General features: G+C 54.2%; 16 protein-coding genes. 7 read left to right on the top strand and 9 right to left on the bottom strand.

The window, feature by feature from the left end:
- The 6 genes from Kalk_RS13005 to pilG form a co-directional block, all read right to left on the bottom strand.
- Entirely contained in the window at positions 1 to 6,495 is a 6,495-nt protein-coding gene (locus Kalk_RS13005) for an Hpt domain-containing protein (RefSeq protein ID WP_101894660.1), read from the bottom strand.
- Between the two features lie 32 nt (positions 6,496 to 6,527).
- Positions 6,528 to 7,388, bottom strand: coding sequence for a CheR family methyltransferase (locus tag Kalk_RS13000; RefSeq protein ID WP_324772019.1), 861 nt, complete (start codon positions 7,386 to 7,388; stop codon positions 6,528 to 6,530).
- A 69-nt stretch (positions 7,389 to 7,457) separates the two neighbouring features.
- The gene (locus Kalk_RS12995) at positions 7,458 to 9,524 is read right to left on the bottom strand and encodes a methyl-accepting chemotaxis protein (protein ID WP_101894658.1); all 2,067 of its coding nucleotides are present in this window, start codon (positions 9,522 to 9,524) and stop codon (positions 7,458 to 7,460) included.
- Positions 9,525 to 9,773: 249 nt separating this feature from the next.
- Positions 9,774 to 10,313 (bottom strand): chemotaxis protein CheW, encoded by a 540-nt coding sequence (locus Kalk_RS12990; RefSeq protein ID WP_101894657.1) that lies wholly within the window; start codon positions 10,311 to 10,313, stop codon positions 9,774 to 9,776.
- 8 nt (positions 10,314 to 10,321) lie between these two features.
- The gene (gene pilH, locus Kalk_RS12985; RefSeq protein WP_101894656.1) at positions 10,322 to 10,690 is read right to left on the bottom strand and encodes a twitching motility response regulator PilH; all 369 of its coding nucleotides are present in this window, start codon (positions 10,688 to 10,690) and stop codon (positions 10,322 to 10,324) included.
- 65 nt (positions 10,691 to 10,755) lie between these two features.
- Positions 10,756 to 11,142, bottom strand: coding sequence for a twitching motility response regulator PilG (gene pilG / locus Kalk_RS12980; protein WP_101894655.1), 387 nt, complete (start codon positions 11,140 to 11,142; stop codon positions 10,756 to 10,758).
- A 284-nt stretch (positions 11,143 to 11,426) separates the two neighbouring features.
- Here pilG and gshB point away from each other — a divergent pair, with 284 nt between their 5' ends.
- From gshB to Kalk_RS12945, 7 genes are all read left to right on the top strand, one after another.
- Positions 11,427 to 12,380, top strand: a complete 954-nt coding sequence (gene gshB, locus Kalk_RS12975) for a glutathione synthase (RefSeq protein WP_101894654.1) — start codon at positions 11,427 to 11,429, stop codon at positions 12,378 to 12,380.
- Between the two features lie 2 nt (positions 12,381 to 12,382).
- Positions 12,383 to 13,273: an energy transducer TonB gene (locus Kalk_RS12970; RefSeq protein ID WP_101894653.1), complete on the top strand. Its 891-nt coding sequence runs from the start codon at positions 12,383 to 12,385 to the stop codon at positions 13,271 to 13,273.
- Positions 13,274 to 13,354: 81 nt separating this feature from the next.
- Complete coding sequence (locus tag Kalk_RS12965) at positions 13,355 to 13,927, top strand: YqgE/AlgH family protein (RefSeq protein WP_101894652.1); 573 nt, start codon at positions 13,355 to 13,357, stop codon at positions 13,925 to 13,927.
- Positions 13,928 to 13,948: 21 nt separating this feature from the next.
- Positions 13,949 to 14,401, top strand: coding sequence for a Holliday junction resolvase RuvX (gene ruvX, locus Kalk_RS12960; RefSeq protein WP_101894651.1), 453 nt, complete (start codon positions 13,949 to 13,951; stop codon positions 14,399 to 14,401).
- Positions 14,401 to 14,907 (top strand): bifunctional pyr operon transcriptional regulator/uracil phosphoribosyltransferase PyrR, encoded by a 507-nt coding sequence (gene pyrR / locus Kalk_RS12955; protein ID WP_101894650.1) that lies wholly within the window; start codon positions 14,401 to 14,403, stop codon positions 14,905 to 14,907. The genes ruvX and pyrR overlap by 1 nt, the downstream gene beginning before the upstream one ends.
- Positions 14,904 to 15,902 carry an aspartate carbamoyltransferase catalytic subunit gene (locus Kalk_RS12950; RefSeq protein WP_101894649.1) on the top strand — a complete coding sequence of 333 codons (999 nt, stop codon included), beginning with the start codon at positions 14,904 to 14,906 and terminating at the stop codon, positions 15,900 to 15,902. The genes pyrR and Kalk_RS12950 overlap by 4 nt, the downstream gene beginning before the upstream one ends.
- Positions 15,902 to 17,206: a dihydroorotase gene (locus tag Kalk_RS12945; RefSeq protein ID WP_101894648.1), complete on the top strand. Its 1,305-nt coding sequence runs from the start codon at positions 15,902 to 15,904 to the stop codon at positions 17,204 to 17,206. Before Kalk_RS12950 ends, Kalk_RS12945 begins: the two co-directional genes overlap by 1 nt.
- 22 nt (positions 17,207 to 17,228) lie before the next feature.
- Here the strand turns inward: Kalk_RS12945 and Kalk_RS12940 are convergent, their stop codons facing one another.
- Genes Kalk_RS12940 through Kalk_RS12930 form a run of 3 tightly spaced genes read right to left on the bottom strand, consistent with a single transcriptional unit; the run spans position 17,229 to position 20,079 of the window.
- Positions 17,229 to 17,822 carry a DUF6436 domain-containing protein gene (locus Kalk_RS12940; RefSeq protein WP_101894647.1) on the bottom strand — a complete coding sequence of 198 codons (594 nt, stop codon included), beginning with the start codon at positions 17,820 to 17,822 and terminating at the stop codon, positions 17,229 to 17,231.
- 49 nt (positions 17,823 to 17,871) lie between these two features.
- Positions 17,872 to 19,011 (bottom strand): PilT/PilU family type 4a pilus ATPase, encoded by a 1,140-nt coding sequence (locus Kalk_RS12935; RefSeq protein ID WP_101894646.1) that lies wholly within the window; start codon positions 19,009 to 19,011, stop codon positions 17,872 to 17,874.
- A gap of 30 nt (positions 19,012 to 19,041) precedes the next feature.
- Complete coding sequence (locus Kalk_RS12930) at positions 19,042 to 20,079, bottom strand: type IV pilus twitching motility protein PilT (protein WP_101894645.1); 1,038 nt, start codon at positions 20,077 to 20,079, stop codon at positions 19,042 to 19,044.
- Positions 20,080 to 20,109 lie beyond the last annotated feature (30 nt).

Raw genomic sequence — 20,109 nt, 5'->3', positions numbered from 1 at the left:
CTAGGCTTCCTGTTTGATCAATTCATCGATGGTCTGCAGCAGCACCGTTTCCTGATAAGGTTTACCCATGTAGCGGTTAACGCCGATGCTCATGGCCCGATCACGGTGTTTTTCACCGGTTCGGGACGTGATCATAATGATGGGCGTATCCTTGAGACGTTCGTCGTGACGCACCAGGGTAGCCACCTCGAACCCGTCCATACGGGGCATCTCAATATCCAGCAACATGACATCGGGTTTGATGTCCTGCAACTGGGTTATGGCGTCCACACCGTCTTTGGCGGTGACCACCTCAAAGCCGTTACGCTCCAGCAAGCGGCTGGTTACCTTACGCACAGTAACCGAATCATCCACCACCATCACCAGCGGTGTTTCATTGACCTCTTCGCGCACCTGAGATACCAGGGCATCCTGTTCCAGCGAGGCTTCCATACTCAGTTGAGCCTGTTCGGCGCGGATCACCGCACTCAAATCAAGGATGATAACCACACTACCATCCCCACGAATGGTGGCACCGGAAATACCGCTGACTGCGGCCAGCTGCGGCCCAACGGATTTCACCACCACCTCGCGGGAACCGAGCAACGCATCCACTTGCAGCGCCACCGCGTGATCACCTCCTCGCACCAGCAACACCGGGATGGGCTTGGTGTGACTGGTCAGGTTGGGTATGGGGTTGTTGTGCACATAGCGGCCCAGGTAACGCATGGCGTAGTTCTGGGAGGCATACTCAAACTTGGGTGCATCGGGCTGGTAGTAGGCTTCCAGCTCATAGGGGCTGACCCGCACGATACCTTCGATGTTGGTCAACGGGATGGCGTACAGATCCTCTCCCACCCGCACCATCAAGGCGCGGTTAACCGACACGGTAAAGGGCAGTCGAATCGTAAACTGCGAACCGGCACCGGGTGCCGAATGCAATTTAACATTACCACCCAATTGCTTGATTTCGCTGTGAACCACGTCCATGCCCACACCACGACCGGAGATCTGGGTAACTTTTTCTGCGGTACTGAAGCCGGGCTTGAAGATAAACTGCATGACTTCTTTATCGGTGAGTGGCGCATTGGCCTTCATCAAACCGCGCTCTATCGCACGCTTCTTCACGCCGTCCAGGTTAATACCTTTACCATCATCCGTTAAACGCAGCACCACCTCACCGCCCTCGCGAGCCAGATGAATGGTGATACGGCCAGTATCTTTTTTGCCTGCAGCCAAGCGCTGTTCCGGGGTCTCAAGGCCGTGATCCACCGCATTTCGCAGCATGTGCTCCAGTGGCGGCACCATGCGCTCCAGTACAGTACGATCCATTTCGCCGTCCGCACCGATGATTTCCAGTTCCGCTTTCTTACCCACTTCACCGGCGATCTGGCGCACAATTCGGCGCAGACGAGGCACCATACGCGAGAACGGAACCATGCGCGTACGCATTAAACTTTCTTGCAGTTCTGAGTTGATTCGACCCTGCTGAATCAGCAGGGTTTCTGCATCCCGGGCGCGATCGGTGAGAGAGTCCCGCAGATCCATCAAATCGGACACGGTTTCCCCCAGTGAACGGGAGATCTGGTTTAACGTGGAGTAGCGATCCATCTCCAAGGGGTCGAAGTCTTCATACTCTTCCCCTTCGGTTTGGGCCTGCTGATAGCGATAGGAAATCTGCGCCTCGGTTTCGATATCCAGCCGTCGTAACAGTTCACGGGCACGGTCAATGGTCATGCCGATATCGTCAATAACGAAGTTGAAATCGGTAATTTCCTGCTCGATTCGACCACGGAATATTGAGGTTTCACCGGCCAGGTTAACCAGGCTCTCCATCAATTCCGAGGACACCTTGACGCTCTCACCAGAAGCACGCTTTTTGTCTTCCGCACGCAATGCTGATGCGGGCAGCATCTCTTCTGGTTTCGGGGCAATAAAGCTTTCCGGCTGAGGCGTGATCGGTACTACATTATCTTCTGCTGCCTGCGCTGCTGGTTCACTCGCTGTGGTGCCCAGGGCAGGCTCATCTTCATCCATGGTGAAGGCGAACTCAGCATCCTCAGCGGCCGATGAGATCAGCTCACTGCCCTGCTGACGCAGATGATTCATTTGCTCAAACAGTTTGTCGTGCTCAGTTTGCACTTTGGCAAAATAAGCATCGTCCATGGCGACGTTATCGGTTTCGCTCTGAATCAAGAACGTCTCGAAGTTGTGGCTCAGGTTGCCGATGTGAACCAAGCCTGCCAAGCGAGCACCCCCTTTCAGGGTGTGCAGCAGGCGTTTCATTTCATCCAGATGCTCCTGGTTATCACGCTCCGACAGCCAGGTATTGATGGTGTTATCGATGCCCTCGGTGAGTTCTTCGGCTTCCTCCAGGAAGATCTCCAGGATTTCAGTATCCACACTTTCACCGGCCCCACCCAGGGCAGACAATGCTTCGGTGTCTTCTTCGGCCTGTTGCTCGAAGGGGTTGTCCGCCACGGTAAGAGTAGGCACTGGTTCGGGCTCGGACTGAGGTGCGGCAACCGGTTCCAGGCGCCCATGGGTAAAGTCGTCAATACGGCCGATCAGGTCTTCAGCACCATTTGCCTGCTGACCACTCTGAATGGTTTCAAACATTTCAGACAAACGATCATGGCACTGATGCAACAGCTCGAACAGGGCTGGCGTGGCAGTAAAGTTGCCCATGCACAAGCCTTCGTAGAGGTTTTCCAGGTTATGGGCCAGATCACCCATTTCCTTCATGTCCGACATGCGTGCACCCCCTTTGAGGGTGTGCAGATTACGCTGCAGGCCAGCCACTATATCCAGGTTATCCTGCTGTTCCATCCAGCTCTGTAATTGCTCGGCTGTGCTGTCGAGAATTTCGGATGCTTCCTCCAGAAAGATTTCCACCAGTTCCGGATCGAAATCGCCCACCATGTCTTCCTGAGGAGCCAACGCTTCCGGCTCTTCTTCAAGGTGATCAATTTCCTCCATGCTGAACTCGGTATCAGAGTCTTCTGCGTTGTCGAGGATAAATTCTTCTGCTTCGAACGCAGTGGCCTCCAGCGCGGGCTGCTCAGTGTCAGAGGTGTCGTCCAGTTCAAACTCCAGCACACCCGTGTCATCCTGCTCGGCCGACGGCTGATCGGATGACTGTTCTGAATTTATTTCAAACTCGGCGGTTTCGTTCTGGCTTTCTTGTTCATCCTGCTCATTTGCAAGATCATCCGTCAGATCTTCGGCAAGGTTTATATCCAGCTCAAATTCAGGTTCTGACTCAAGCTCCGGCTCTGCTTCTTGCTCAACCAGCCCGGCCTCTATTTGATTTTGTTCAGCCGCTTCGAGCTGCTCGCTGACCTCGGGAGCCTGATCCATCAATGCCTGAAGTTCGGCGATGATATCGTTATCCGCTACCACGGGTTGCCCTGCGGCAATGAAATCCATCATGTTGACGAGCGCCTCGTGGGCCTTATGGGCCCTGCGGAAAAAGCGTTCGTCCGGGGTGATCATACCGTTGGCCGCGGCTTCGTACAGCTCTTCCAGAGTCATGCCCAATTCAACCACTTCGTTGAGTTGGGCGGCACTGGCACTGCGCGCCATGATACGCAATTCTTGCCGCAGTTTATCCAGCGCATCGCCGGGCACAGGATTCTGTTCCCAATGACGCAGCACATCCCCTGCGTCCATGATCAGATCCATACCTTCGGCCAGGAACAGGCTCACCAGTTGCGGATCAGGGCGGCCAGAGTCGGCAGCGGCAGCTTCCTCAGCATGCTTGAGCTTTTCTTCCCGCAGCTCGTTTAAGCGTTGCAGGAATTCCTCGCTGCCCAGGATCGGCGCAGATGGATGGGACATCAGATCCACCAACCCCTGCTCGATCAGCTGCACGAAATCGCCCAGCAATAAGGTGATGTCATTCGATGCCGCCACACCTTGCAGATGACATTCTTTGAAAAAACGCTCCGTAGGTGAAGCCAGCTCGGCAATTGGCCCAATACCGGCCATGTGCGCGCTGCCTTTCAGGGTGTGCAAGGCACGCAACATATCGTCATTAAGTGAACGCGTATCCTCTTGCGCCAAAAAGGCTTTGAGGGTTTCAAGGTGCGAAGAGGCTTCCTGACTGAATATATCAACCAGCACCGGATCAATCTCAGCGCTGCCATCATCGTCAGCAACCGCTTCCATCGCTTCTGGCAATTCTTCAACCACAGACTCAGCAACAGACGCCGCCAGGCTAAGATCTTCGGGTATTGCGGGAGGCACCTCGCCTTTTGCTAACGCATCGGCTACTGCCGCCAACGCATCCACATTGATGTCTGGCTTGACTCGATCTTCGAATGCCTTCACCAGAGCAGGCACAACCTCGGTAACCCGCTCTACAATTCCGGTGACGTCTTCATTAGTGGGAATGGTCTTGTCCAATACCCGGTTGAGCATGTTCTCCACCGACCAGGCCAGCTCACCAACAATCAACGCCCCCACCATGCGACCACTGCCCTTGAGGGTGTGATAAGCACGACGCAATTCTTTCAACGCTTCTTCGTTATCGTAATCGGATTTCCAGCGTGGCAGATGATCATGAATGGCTTCGAGCACTTCCCCGGCTTCTTCAATGAAGATTTCGATGACTTCTTCATCAATCAAATCATCATCGTCTTCAGGCTCCGGCTCAGCCGCTGCCACAGGCTCACCTGCAGCCAACAAGTCCTCTTCGGTGAACTCGATCTGAATGATGTCGTCATCGCCGTCTTGTTCATCAAGGCTTTGCAGCTCGGCTTCTTCACCCAGGGATTCAGTGTCCATGAGCGTCGGTGCCATGTCGCTGGGATCAATGCGCTCGGCAGGATAACCCAAAGCTGCAACGGCTTCTTCGGCAATGGAGAGAATGTCTTCGTCACCGGGGAAACGATCCCCCAGACGTTCGAGATAATATTCAACGCTGGTAATGGCATCCGCCAAGGTGTCCAACTGTTTCCAGTCTGGCTGAACGCGGGCCTCGATCAACTGCTCACTGATAAAACTGATACAGCTTTGCAGCAAGGCTGCCGGGTGCGTCAGCGGCACCATCATCAAGCCGCCCCGCACGCTGTGCAGAATATCCGGCACCGCCTGCAGTGAATCTATATCGAAGTTGGAACCAATGTAATCGGAGATGGCATCCTTGGCGTTTTCCAGCCCGGAGCGGGACTCTTCAATAACCGCAGAGCGGGCTTTGCTGATTTGTTCCGGCGATACAAACTGCGAATCATCACCCTCGTCGGCCCCAGATACGGCAGAAGAAGGATCGCTGGCCATACCTTGTAAGGTGGCCTCCACATACAGTAGAGCACCCGCCACGTCCATCAGCATGTTGTCATCAGGAAGCTCCTGACTGTCCACCATGTGCCCGATGGTATCGATCTGCTCCACAATGACACGGCGCGGATTGCCTACTCCTAGCACCGCCAGGGTATCGGATATTTGCTTTAAAACCGGGATCACAGCACGCAGCTCTTTGCTGTCGCTCACCTGGCCCCGCATAAACAGATCCAGTGTTTCTTTAACACCAGACAACTCTTCCAACAACGCCGCCACGACCGAACTGATGGTAGCTTTGTCGGGCCCGGTCAACCGCTGCCGCTCATTATCCAGCAAATCTTCAGACGGTAATGCACGATCCAATTTGAACGCGGCTTTTACCGCTTGAATACGGGAGGTTTCGCCTTCAGCGCGGCCGACGTAAAACAGCAGGTTCTTCAGTAATTCTGTGGGCACCGCTTCATTACGATCAGCACCGGTATCGATGCTGTGCTTAAGCTGTCGATCCAATTGACCAAACAGCATTTTAACCGACGTACCCAGCTCGATATAGGAACGGGACACCCCTTCCACCAGTGCTGCAGACACCCACCACAACTGACCCATCGGCGCGTTGCTGTAGAGTTGCTCCAACTTGGCGAGGGATTTGGCCATGTAACCCAGGTTAGTGGGCATATCTTGATTGCGGATCAAGCCCACCAGGGCAAACTGATAGAGCTGACGAATTTTTTTCAGCAGTTGGGGCAATTGCGCCAACGCTTCCTGGGATACGGTTTCTTTCGGTGCGGCTTCACTACCGGCTTCCAGATCCGGTTTGAACAGGGCCGTTTCTGACAGCAGATGTTCGCCACGGGCAGCACGCAGATCGTTCAGCAGGGGCAATACCACCACCGGCATATCACGCTGACCATCCTTAACCCGATCAAGATACACTGGCAGCTGCAGGATGGCTTTCATCAGCACTTCCTGCGCATCATCCACCCGCTGTACTTTTTCATTTATGAGCGCGATGGCCAGGTTTTCCATCTCTTCGGCCAACAGAGCAGCGCCAAAGAATTCCACCATCTGCAGGGTGCCAGCCACCTGATGCAAATGAGTGAGACAAAAACGCATGCGCGTGGAATCTTCCGGATTGTCCACGAACGCTTCCAACGATTGTTGCGCCTGCTTCAAGGTCTCTTCAATTTCGCCCTTGACCCAATCCAGCGCTTGAAAATCGTGTTGATCGGCCATGTCTGCTCCTGGCTCTGGTTATATTGGCTGAGCTATGAATGGTTGCGTTTGATAAAGGCGAGGGTGTCTTTGTATTGGAAACGTTCCATATCCGGACGCTGCCAATCGAGCACTTCACCCACCCCGAGCACCATGATGCCACCGGGTGCCAACCGTTCAGCCAAATGAGTAACGATGTCTTTTTTGCGCCAGCCCTGAAAATAGATCAGCAAATTCTGACAGAACACCACGTCCACGTTTTGAACCGGTGCCTGCCGCAGATCCAGCACGTTGATCTGGGCAAAACAGACTCGATCTTTCAAACGCGGCACCACACGACAACGGCCACGCTCATGACTTTCAAAATACAGCTGGCTATAGCGTTGATCGACGCGCTCCAGCTTGCGAATGTTGTACACACCTTCCCGCGCCTTACTCAACGCGGGCAAACTGATATCGGTAGCGGTGATGCCGTAATATCGGCGATCCGACTGCTGGCTCACCAAATCATCCATCAGCATGGCCAGAGAGTACGGTTCCTCTCCCGTGGCACACCCTACGCTCCACAACTCAATGTGTTTACGCCCCTGCTCTTTATACAGCTTGGTGCAGTAGTTACGCACCAATTCATAGGAACTGGGATGACGGAAAAAACTGGTTTCCTGCACGGTGAGGCGATCCACCAAAGTGGCCCACTCCACCTCGCCGGCCAAACCAGACATCAGTTTTTCGTAATAGGTGTCGTAGCTGGTGCAACCGATTTCGCGCATGCGAATATTCAGGCTGGTTTCCAGGAAGGATTTGCGCTCGATGGACAGCTGCATGCCGGTTCGATCTTCCAGCAGAGTACGCCAACGCATAAACTGCTCCTCGTTCAACTCGGCTTTCTGAAGACTCCATCGTTCTGCTGGCACTGACATCACTCCCGGCCACGTCACCTTTGGGCCCGGCTTCTGCTCTCACATCCGCCGGGCCCAGGTGCATTACATTCCGGTATCTGGCAGTTTGAAACCGGCTACAGAGTTACGCATCTGTACCGCCAGTTCCGCCAAGTTACCGATAGACGTTGCCGTCGCGGTGGTACCCGCTGACGTTTGCGAGGTGATTTCCTGGATAACGTTCATCGTATTGGAAATGTGACCCGCAGATGCTGCCTGCTGACGCGCCGCGTTGGAGATGTTCTGGATCAAGTCCGCCAGGTTACTGGATACGTTCTCGATCTCTTCCAGCGCCACACCCGCATCCTGTGCCAGTCGGGCTCCACGCACCACCTCAGAAGTGGTTTGTTCCATGGAGATTACCGCTTCGTTGGTATCGGTTTGGATGGTTTTTACCAGAGCTTCGATCTGCTTGGTTGCAGCAGATGCACGCTCCGCAAGGCGCTGTACTTCATCCGCTACCACCGCGAAGCCTCGACCCGCTTCACCCGCCATAGAGGCCTGGATCGCAGCGTTCAATGCGAGGATGTTGGTTTGGTCGGCGATGTCGTTGATCAGCGATACGATATCCCCGATCTCCTGGGATGATTCACCCAGTCGCTTGATACGCTTGGAAGTTTCCTGAATCTGTTCACGAATGGTATCCATCCCGTGAATCGTATTCTGTACCACTTCCGCACCTTTGTTGGCGATCGATACCGATCGCTCCGCAACCGCCGCGGATTCAGCAGCGTTGGCAGATACCTGGTCGATGGACACCGCCATCTCGTTGATCGCGGCTGATGCCCCTGCAATTTCCTGGGCCTGGTGCTCGGATGCTTCCGCCAGATGCATCGCTGTGGCCTGGGTTTCCTGGGCCGCAGCCGATACCTGTACCGCCGTCTCGTTAATGGTGGATACCAGAGAACGAAGTTGGTCGATGGTAAAGTTGATGGAGTCGGCGATCGCGCCCGTGAAATCCTCGGTTACTGTGGTCTGGATGGTTAAGTCACCATCAGCCAGATCGCCCAGTTCATCCAGCAGTCGCAGGATCGCTTCCTGGTTATGCTGGTTCTGCATTTCTTTTTCTTCACGGCGTTGCGCTTCTTCGGCCAGCTGGGCACGTGATTGCGCCATTACGCTAAAGAATATCAACAACAGGAACAGCAGTGCCAAGGCGGCAAAGATTATACCAAACAGGGTGGACCAGAAACCTGCCACCGGCGTATTTTCGAACGATCGCGCCAGTGCACCGGTTTCGGTGAGCAGGGTTTGAGAATCTTTAAAGATACCGTTGGCAGAAGCCCTGACCTGGAACAGCTCAGGAGAACTCTCCAGAATCTCATCCACGCTCTCGTTTACACCGGCAAACAGATCCGATATTTCGTTGAGGGATTCCACCGCTGCTTTATCGCGCACCCGGGTGATGCCAAGGGATTTGTCCCCTTCCAGCATGCCCTGCAGTACCCGACCGAAGCGCTCGGTATCCTGGCCGAAGCTGTCGGCTGCCATAACAGCATCCTCACCACCTTCCAGCACCTTGTTAACGGATCGCACGATACGTTCCGCCAGCAGCGATTGACGCTGGGCGACCGCCACTTGATCGGCGGGCGCTTTGCTGTCCACCAGGGTCTGCACAACCAGGTCGTACTCTTCCTGCAGGACAGGAATGTTTTCATTCAGGGCACGGGCCACGTCGTGAAGGTTGATCACCGTCTGGCGACCTTCCAGTATCACGTCGGAGCTGTCGGACACCTGCTTCCACACCCGTTCCACATCCGTCATTTCCTGGGATGCAGTGGTGATGAAAACCGAGTTGGCAGCCATGCCTTCATCCGGCGAGCCGTTTTTGATGGCATCCCACTCCAGGCCGAAATCCACCCGGGCCTGATCCAGGAACGAGAACGCATCCCCGTTACCAGCAGCCGCTTCAAGGGCGTTTTTCGCGATCCTTTGAGAGAGAACCCTCAGCTCTGTCGCTTTGGTTACGTACTTCGCTGACTGTTCACTGTGGTTTGCCACAAAGTAAAAGTTCAGCAGCATCAGACCAATGGTAATAACCAGACCGATAATATAAACCGGTATCAGGTTCGTGGACTTGCTGGATTCCAGCTTTCCAGTGCTAGACGACATAGGCGGACTCCTGGCCGTTTAGTGCACAACACATGTTTTATGAACACTTGTTATTGGTGAGTTTTCACAAGAAAGGCGCCTTTCAACACCTGTCCTTCGTTTAAGTAAAGAACAAATTTTGAAAGATGCCTTATCGTTTAAGTTTTGAACATCACTGCTCAAAAGGCGGGGAATAAAACCTTTTGCAGTCCCTGCCCCAATCCAGCAACCCGACATGACAGGCTGCATGAATACTGTTGCTTCCAATACTCAGGAAGCCACGTTGAGAAAGCGCGGATCACGCGCCAACTCGTATAAGCTAAACCAGGCAAAAAAGCCTTTATCGGTTTCAAATCCACCCTTCAAATAGGGCATGGTATCGGCGTATTCGCCGGGCACAGTCTGGGTGTAAAGATCCTGTGCAATGTGCTGCATACCCAGCACTTCATCCACCACCAGGCCGCTATACAGCTCGCCACGCTCCAGCGCCAGCAGACGCCGACGCTTCAATTGCAATTGGGAGGGGTTATCCAGAAAGGCCATCAGATCCATTACCGGCATCAGGCGACCACGCACGTTGGCGATGCCTTTCACCCAGCTTTGAACACCGGGCACCTGCGTATAACGGGGAACCGTCAGTATTTCAGACACTTCATCCATGGGCGCTACATAGCGCCGATCGTTGAGCGTAAAACCAACACCGCTCCAGATTGCTTTGGCCTGCTCTTGCTCAGGCAAGCCTCGCGAATGTTCGCGACTGCGCTCGGATATCTCAATCAGTTTGAGATAGGCTGGGGAAACCTCAGACATAATTGCGTTTAATTTCCGCTCATGGCTCTGTTAATGGTGTCAAGCAACACCGCTTCATCCACCGGCTTGGTCAGGTAATCCGTAGCACCCTGGCGACGGCCCCATACCTTGTCGGTTTCCTGATCTTTGGTAGTGACGATGATGACGGGGATATGCTTGGTATCATCGCCTTTGCTCAACTGGCGTGTTGCCTGGAAGCCATTCAAACCCGGCATGACCACATCCATCAGCACCAGATCAGGCTGCTCCTGGCGGGCAACAGCCACACCATCAGCCCCATTATCAGCGGTGATGATCTCAAAACCGTGCTTTTCCAGGGTTTCTTTGAACTTGTATGTTTCCGTTGGTGAATCATCAACAATCAGAACGCGAGGCATAATTCCTCCGAAGTCTTATAAATATGGAACATTCGAGCCTGCAACAGGCCACTGAACACAGGCAATCAGGCTGCCGCAACGTGCTCGCGAATCGCCCCCAGTAGCTCTTCTTTGCTGAACGGTTTGGTCAGATATTGATCTGACCCTACAATTCGCCCCTTAGCTTTATCAAACAGGCCATCTTTACTGGACAGCATGATCACCGGGGTGCTTTTGAAAGCGCTGTTGTTTTTGATCAAGGCGCAGGTCTGATACCCATCCAAGCGGGGCATCATGATGTCCACGAAGATAATATTGGGTTGGGTATCGGCGATTTTTGACAGCGCATCAAACCCGTCAGTAGCGGTGATCACAGTACAGCCTGCTTTCTTAAGAAGTGTCTCGGCGGTTCGACGAATGGTTTTACTATCGTCAATGACCATCACTTTCAGATTCTCAAAATTATCTTCCATCTACATTGCCTTTGTTATTAACAGCGATAAGTCAGCAATCTTATTATAGTTATAATATCGATATAGGCAGTTCGCAAACTCAGACGATGAGAATTTCTGCCGGATATACAACGCAGCATGATATTTATCACAGTTTTTATGTTCAATCTATAAACCACTGTGGATTAAGCGTTTTTTTAACTTTAATAAAAGAACGATATTTATAACCCGAACTGCAGATCCGGTGTAACCTATATACAACTTTTGAGTCAATTCGTGACACATTTCCGAAATCAGAGCGCATCATGACAATCAAAATCGGGGTAGTGATGGACCCCATCGAATCTGTCACTTACAAAAAGGATAGCACCCTTGCCATGTTGTGGGAGGCAGATTCACGCAATTGGCAAATTTTTTATATGCTGCAGCCGGATCTCTATATAGACAGCGGCGTGGCAAAGGCGCGCATGACCCGCCTGCACCCCAAACGCGACCCACTTAAATGGTATGAGTTTGGCGAGGAAACCCAGGCCCCTCTGAGCAATCTGGATGTTATCCTGATGCGCAAGGATCCGCCTTTCGACATGAACTTCATCTATACCACGTACATTCTGGACCGTGCAGAGGCCGCCGGGGTACTGGTGGTAAACCACCCTCAAAGCCTGCGAGACTGTAACGAGAAGGTGTTTGCCACCCACTTTCCACAGTGTTGCGCGCCGACCCTGGTGAGCGCAGACAAGCGCCGCCTGCGGGCCTTTGCTGAGGAGCATGGCGACATTATATTGAAGCCGCTTGACGGCATGGGCGGGGCATCGATATTCCGCACCGGCGCCAACGATGGCAACCTCAGCGTTATCATCGAAACCCTGACGGAACACGGCAGCACGCCCGCCATGGCGCAACAGTTCATTCCTGAAATCAGCAAAGGCGATAAGCGCATTCTGGTGATTGATGGCGAACCGGTTTCCCACGGCTTGGCCCGCATTCCGGCAGTGGGCGAAGTGCGCGGCAACCTGGCGGCCGGAGGCTCAGGCGTGGTACAACCGCTAACCGATCGAGATCGCTGGATTTGCGACCAGGTACGCGACACGCTGCTGAAAAAAGGGTTAATCTTCGTCGGCCTGGATGTAATCGGTGATTACCTCACAGAAATTAACGTAACCAGTCCTACCTGCATTCGGGAAATTGATGCCGGTGCCGGCCTTAATGTGGCCGGGCTATTGATGGACGCCATCGAGAATAAATTAAGTAACGAATAAATATGGCTGCCGCTGTTGCCGAACAACCTGTAATCTCTGCCACAGACCGCTTCACCTTTACCCTGTTTCTGGCGCTGGTGCTGCATGCAATTGTGCTGTTGGGAATCCATATCGGTTTTCCTGACAGCACCCCTGCGGCCACCTCCCTGGAGGTGATACTGGCCCAGCACCATACCGAAAAAGCGCCAGAGGAAGCGGATTTTCTGGCCCAATCCAACCAAATCGGCAGCGGTACTGAAGCCGAAAAGCTTAAACCCACCACCGATCAATACGCTGAATTTGATGACGCCATCATTCGGGACGTGAAGCCTTTGCCCCAGGAAGCCACCCAGAAACCGGTGCAACCTTCTATGGCGACGCAACTTAGCACCACCGGCAACAGCCCCCATAAGACCGTGAAAACCCCCACCAGCACACTGGATCGCGAGGTTAAAGTTTCGAAAGAGGAGTTGCTGGCCAACCTCAACCGCCAGATCGAAATGGCCAGTTATGAAGCGGCTCTTGAGGAAAAACGTCAGGCCTACGCCAAACGCCCTAAAAAGCGGGTACTGACCTCTGCCAGCACCAAGCAGGCCGCCGATGCCGCTTACCTGGATTCCTGGCGCCTGAAAATCGAACATATCGGCAATCTGAATTATCCGGCAGAAGCCCGCAAACAACAGATCTATGGCGAGCTGCGGCTGTTAGTGTCCATCAACTCAGATGGCACCCTCCGAGAAATGAAAGTATTGAAAAGCTCAGGGCATCGGGTGCTGGATCAGGCCGCCATGCAGATCGTGAAAATCGCCGCGCCCTTCTCTACGTTTCCCCCGGAGATCAAGCAAAACACCGACATTCTGGAGATCATCCGCACCTGGCGCTTCGGTAAAGGAGATTTCCTGTCTTCGTTCTAAACTGCGTTTTGTTTTAAATAGCCGCTGCTCATTCCAAAAAATATACTTGAACCCCTCCGCCAGACACTCAATACTTAATTCATGACTGAATCGAATCACAGCAGCCTGAAAGATCATTTTCTGATCGCCATGCCCTCCATGGCCGACCCCAACTTTGCCCACTCCATTACCTATATTTGTGAGCACAATCAGGAGGGAGCCATGGGCATTGTGGTGAATCGCCCCATGGATCTGTCGGTGGGGGACATCCTGTCGCACCTGAAAATCGATGAGTACGATGATACCTACAATGAGATCGCCGTGATGTGCGGGGGGCCGGTACAAATGGAGCGGGGCTTTGTGTTACATCGCTCTGATCCCGGCCAGTGGGAAAACAGCCAGATCGTACACGGGGATATTTGCCTCACCAGTTCGCGGGATATCCTGATGGCCATCGCCCACAACGAAGGCCCCAAAGAGAGCCTGGTGGCACTGGGTTATGCGGGCTGGAGTGCTGGCCAACTGGATGATGAGATGGCCCAGAACGCATGGCTGAGCGTAAAAGCCAATCCGGATATTATCTTTGCTACCCCTTATGAGCAGCGCTGGCAGGCCGCCGCCAATCTGTTGGGCGTTGACCTGAACCTGCTCTCTGACCAGATCGGCCACGCCTGATCCCCACAAGACTTAGATCCTATGGCTAAATTTCCTGAATCTTCCCAGGTGAGCATTCTCGCCTTCGACTACGGCACCCAAAAAATCGGCGTTGCCATAGGACAATCCCTGACCGGCTCCGCTACCCCCTTATCTGAAATCAAGGCCCGTGACGGCCAGCCCGACTGGCAACAAGTGGCGCAACTGATCGAGGAATGGCAACCGGACGCTTTCGTGGTGGGTGTACCGATCAATATGGACGGCTCTGAGTTTGAGCTTACCCAGCGCGCTCGCAAATTCGGCCAGCGCCTGCACGGCCGTTTTGGCAAACCCTGGTTTGAAATGGATGAACGTCTGACCTCCTTTGAAGCCCGCGAACAGCGCAATGCCCAGGGCTGCGGCAAAGCAGGGCTAGTTGACAGCATCGCTGCAAGCCTTATCCTGCAATCCTGGTTCACAGAACAGTGGCCACAATTGCTGAAGGATGTACCTTAATGACAATGCCGGACGTGGCACCCCTGCTGGATTCTATGGCCAGCGACATCAAAACCTCGATTATGGCAGGCAACCGCAACGAACCTGCCATGGTGGGCATTCACACCGGTGGTGCCTGGCTGGCAAAAGAATTACATCGACGCCTGGGGCTGAAGCAACCTCTGGGCCTGATGGACATCTCCTTCTATCGCGATGATTTTCATGGCAAGGGTCTGCACCCCCAGGTGCAACCTTCCAACCTGCCCTTTAGTGTCGAGGGCCAGCATGTCATTTTGGTGGATGACGTGATTATGAGCGGCCGCACCATCCGTGCCGCCCTCAATGAATTGTTCGATTATGGCCGCCCGGCCTCGGTGGCACTGGTAGCGCTGGTGGATCTACCACGCCGTGAATTGCCGTTTCAGCCGGATGTTGTTGGTATAAGAATGGATTTAGACCCCAAACAAAGGATAAAATTGAGCGGCCCCAAGCCCCTGACTCTGACCCTGATCGAACCCAAAGCATGACGCCGAAGACACCGCCACACCAATTGCAGCTGAACGAGCACGGTCAACTGCGACATTTCCTTACGACCGAAGGATTGAGTACCGAGCTGTTGACCGAGATTCTCGATACAGCAGAATCCTTTGTCAGCGTTGGCAAACAGGCGGTCAAAAAGGTGCCTTTGCTGCGCGGTAAAACCGTCGTCAACCTGTTCTTCGAAGCCAGTACGCGCACCCGCACCACCTTTGAACTGGCCGCCAAGCGCCTGTCGGCGGACGTGCTCAATATTGACATCAGCACCTCGGCCACGTCTAAGGGCGAATCCCTGATGGACATGCTGTGGAATCTGGAGGCCATGGACAGCGACATGTTCGTGGTACGCCACCAGGCCAGCGGCGCACCCCACTTTATTGCCGAGCATGTGACACCATCGGTGGCCGTGATCAACGCGGGCGATGGCCGTCATGCTCACCCGACCCAGGCCATGCTGGATATGTACACCATCCGCCGCCACAAGGGCGATTTTGCCAAGCTGAACGTCGCCATCGTCGGCGATGTGCTGCATTCGCGGGTAGCCCGCTCCCAGGTGCATGCCCTGCGCGGACTCAACGTCGGCGAAGTTCGCGTTATCGGCCCCAAAACCCTGATTCCGGCAGACTTCGAAGGCCTGGGCGCGAAAATCTATTACGACATGGCCAAAGGCCTGAAAGACGTGGACGTGGTCATCATGCTGCGGCTGCAAAAAGAGCGTATGCAATCGGCGTTACTGCCCAGTGAATCGGAGTTTTATCGCCTGTACGGACTCACCATGGAAAAACTGGCCTTTGCTAAACCGGATGCCATCATCATGCACCCGGGCCCCATTAACCGGGGCGTGGAAATCGAATCCGCCGTGGCCGACTGCAGCCGCTCGGTGATTCTGCAACAGGTGAATTATGGTATCGCCGTACGCATGGCGGTGCTGTCCATGGCCATGAGCGGGCAGACGGAAGTCGCCGCACAGGAGGGGGGTGTCTGATGGATTTTTCACGCCCTAACTTCAACCAGCGCATTGTTATCCGCAACGGCCGTGTCATCGACCCCACCCAGGTTCTGGATCAGGTGGCTGATATTTACATTGCCGATGGCTTGATCAGCAACATTGGCAACGCGCCCGTTGGCTTTAAGCCTGATATGGAATTCGATGCCGAAGGCATGCTGGTGATCCCCGGTGCGGTAGACGTATGCGCCCGCGTGCGGGAGCCCGGCCAGACCCAAAAAGGCAACATTCACAGCGAAACCCACGCTGCAGCGGCGGCCGGGGTAACCCACCTGTGCTGCCCACCGGACACCAACCCGGTCATCGACACTCGGGCCGTGGCTGCCCTGATTCAAGAGCGAGCCTATCAGTCCGGTTACGCCCATGTTATGCCGATTGGCGCGTTAACCAAGGGCCTGGACGGCCAGCAACTGTCGGAAATGCACTCGCTGCGGGAAGCTGGCTGTATTGGCGTATCGCAACTGCGTCATCCGGTGAAGGATGCACAAGTGCTGCTGCGCTGTTTGGAATACGCCAGCACCTTTGACCTGATTGTGTTTTTCCAAAGCGAAGAGCAATCCATCAGTCCGGCTGGTGGTGTTCACGCTGGCCCCACCGCCACCCGCCTGGGATTGCCGGGCATTCCTGAATGTGCAGAAACCATTGCGCTGTCGCGGGATCTGTTGCTGGTGGAACAAACCGGCGTGCGCGCTCATTTTGGTCAGATCTCCTGCGCCCGCAGTGTGGAACTGATTGCCACGGCCCAGGCCAAAGGCTTGCCGGTGACAGCGGATGTGGCGGTACATCAACTGTATTTAACCGACGACATGATCGATGGTTTCAACAGTCAATATCATGTTCGCCCCCCGGCTCGCACCGAAGCTGACCGCCAGGCACTGATTGATGGTGTAAAGGCTGGGGTGATTTCGGTGCTGTGTTCGGATCACCAGCCCCATGAAGCCGCCGCCAAAGCAGAACCCTTTCCAACAACCGCGGCAGGCATCTCAGCTTTTTCACACTTCCTGCCGCTGAGCTACGAATTTGTGCGTACCGGGGTGTTGACGGAATCCGAATGGGTGCAGCGCATTGCCATGAACCCGGCACTGCTGATTGGTTTGGATGCCGGCCATCTCAGCATGGGCAGCAACGCCAACCTGTGTGTATTTGATCCCAACGAAAGCTGGAAGTTGAGCCGGGACAATATGGTGTCACAGGGCAAGAACTCGCCATTCATCGGGCGCACTCTGCACGGAAGGGTGAAGTTGACGCTAAAAGATGGTGCCCTCAGCTACCGTCACAGCTGATCGTTTCCAACCTATGGCCTGACTAACGGGTGTGACAAAAGCATCCGTACACCAGTGTGTTCAACACCGACAGGCTCTGCCCCTGCTGCAGAGCCTGTAACACCGGTTCCAAATAACTGTTTTCAGCATTGCAGATGCCGTCTTGATGATATGGGCCAAAGTAGCCCACCTCCGCTGCTGAATTAAACAGCACAACTGAGGGCGTGGCAGGAATCAGCGTTTGCAGCAGCTTCAGCTCAGCTTCCGTCAATGCCTGATCCGACAGATCAACCACCACAACCTGCATCTCGGCGGGATCTGCTTGCGCAGCAAAACTCTGATGATACAGCTCCACAAAGCGCTCACAGCTGCAATCCTGTTGCTTGATTCGAACAAACCAGGCTTTGCCTTGCTGCAGCTGAGGAAAGTGGCGTTGCAGTATGGCCCGCAGCTGCTGCTGTTCACTGGCTTCCGACAGCATCGGTGGCTGCTGCATACTGGGATCAAACCATTGCTGGGGCTTAACCAGAAAATACCAATAGGCCGCTGCCAGCAGGGCAATCCAGAGGAGGAAAAAGGGGATCACCACCCGCAGATTTGATTTGGATCGCGGGGAACCATTATCGGCCGTCTGCACTAACCAACCCGAACGACATCAAGCTTGTTATGCAGAGCGGCCATGCACATCACCAACCGGTTTTCATGCCATCATCATCTTGCAAGGTCAGCCCTTTGGTTGCGCTGTCCAGCGCATCAGCCGAGCTTTCCGAGCCAAGTTTGATCATCAAACGCAGGTCGTTGGGCGAATCGGCGTGGGCCAGCGCGTCTTCGTAGGTGATCTCACCGGCACTGTACAGATCGTAGAGCGCCTGATCGAAGGTCTGCATGCCCAGCTCGCGGGACTTGGCCATCAACGGTTTCAGCAGGTGCACTTCACCCTTGCGGATGTGATCCGCCATCAATGGGGTGTTGAGCAACACTTCAATAACCGCGCGGCGACTTTTGCCATCGGGGGTCGGGATCAATTGTTGCGCCACCATGGCGCGTAAATTGAGCGACAAGTCCATCCACAACTGGTTGTGACGATCCGCCGGGAAGAAGTGAATGATACGATCCAGCGCCTGGTTGGCGTTGTTGGCGTGCAGAGTAGCCAGCACCAGGTGACCGGTCTCGGAGAACGCCACAGCGTATTCCATGGTCTCGCGGGTTCGAATCTCACCGATCATGATGACATCCGGTGCCTGTCGCAGGGTGTTCTTCAGGGCTATATCAAAGCTTTCCGTATCCAGGCCCACTTCCCGCTGGGTAACAATGCAGCCCTTGTGTTGGTGGATGTATTCAATAGGGTCTTCGATGCTGATGATATGACCCTTGGAGTTATTGTTGCGATGGCCAATCATGGAGGCCAGCGAGGTGGATTTACCGGTACCGGTCGCCCCTACAAAAATCACGATGCCGCGCTTGGTCATGGCCAGATCTTTGATGACCGACGGTAGATTCAGCTCATCGATGGTGGGGATACGGGTTTCGATGCGACGCAACACCATGCCCACCAGGTTGCGCTGATAAAACGCGCTGACCCGGAAACGACCTATGCCCCGCGCCGATATGGCGAAGTTACATTCATGGGATTCGATAAATTCCTTACGCTGGCCTTCGTTCATGACACCCAGCACCGTCTCGCGGGTTTTTTCGGGGCTCAACGCGGTTTTGGTAACGGGCACAACCCGGCCGTTCACTTTCATGGAAGGCGGGACGCCCGCCGTTATAAACAGGTCAGATCCTCCTTTTTCTACCATCAGCTTTAGCAGGTCTTCAAAATCCATGATTTTCCTCTGCGGTTTTTCTCAAGCGAATTATTTAAGTCCGTCGGGGTTCTTGGCCTTTTCGCGAGCCAGCTCGATACTAACATGGCCCTTGCGCACCAAATCACCCAGACATTGATCCAGGGTCTGCATCCCCAATGATGCTCCGGTTTGAATGGCCGAGTACATCTGGGCAATTTTATCTTCACGAATCAGGTTTCGAATAGCCGGTGTGCCAATCATAATTTCATGGGCCGCCACCCGGCCACCACCGGTTTTTTTCAACAGTGTCTGGGACACAACTGCCTGCAGGGATTCCGACAACATGGAGCGCACCATGGCTTTTTCCGCTGCCGGGAACACATCCACCACACGGTCAATGGTTTTGGCCGCAGAGGTGGTGTGGAGGGTGCCGAACACCAAGTGACCGGTTTCAGCGGCAGTCAGCGCCAAACGAATGGTTTCCAGATCTCGCATCTCACCCACCAGGATGATATCGGGATCTTCCCGCAGCGCTGAACGCAGGGCCTCCGCAAAACCGAGGGTATCACGATGCACTTCCCGTTGGTTAAGTAGACATTTTTTGGATTCGTGTACGAATTCGATGGGGTCTTCGATGGTGAGGATGTGTTCGTAACGGGTTTCGTTAACGTAATCCAGCATCGCCGCCAGGGTTGTGGATTTGCCGGAGCCGGTAGGCCCGGTTACCAATACCAAGCCACGGGGAAACTCACAGATATCTTTGAACACTTGCCCCTGGCCCAGATCCTCCATGGATAACACTTTGGAGGGAATGGTTCGGAACACCGCACCGGCGCCCCGGTTCTGGTTAAAGGCGTTAACCCGGAAGCGAGCCACACCCGGCACCTCGAAAGAGAAATCCGTTTCCAGAAATTCTTCGAAATCCTTACGCTGCTTATCATTCATGATGTCATAAATGAGGCCATGCACCTGTTTATGATCCATTGCTGGCAGGTTGATTCGGCGAACATCGCCATCAACCCGGATCATGGGGGGCAAACCGGCCGACAGGTGTAAGTCAGACGCACCGTTTTTCACGCCAAAGGCAAGCAACTCCGTAATATCCATGGGATACCTTCTCTGAACTGGTTAAATTCG

It is taken from the genome of Ketobacter alkanivorans (assembly GCF_002863865.1).
Classification (GTDB): Bacteria; Pseudomonadota; Gammaproteobacteria; order Pseudomonadales; family Ketobacteraceae; genus Ketobacter; species Ketobacter alkanivorans.
This window is presented reverse-complemented; position numbering and strand designations above follow the sequence as displayed.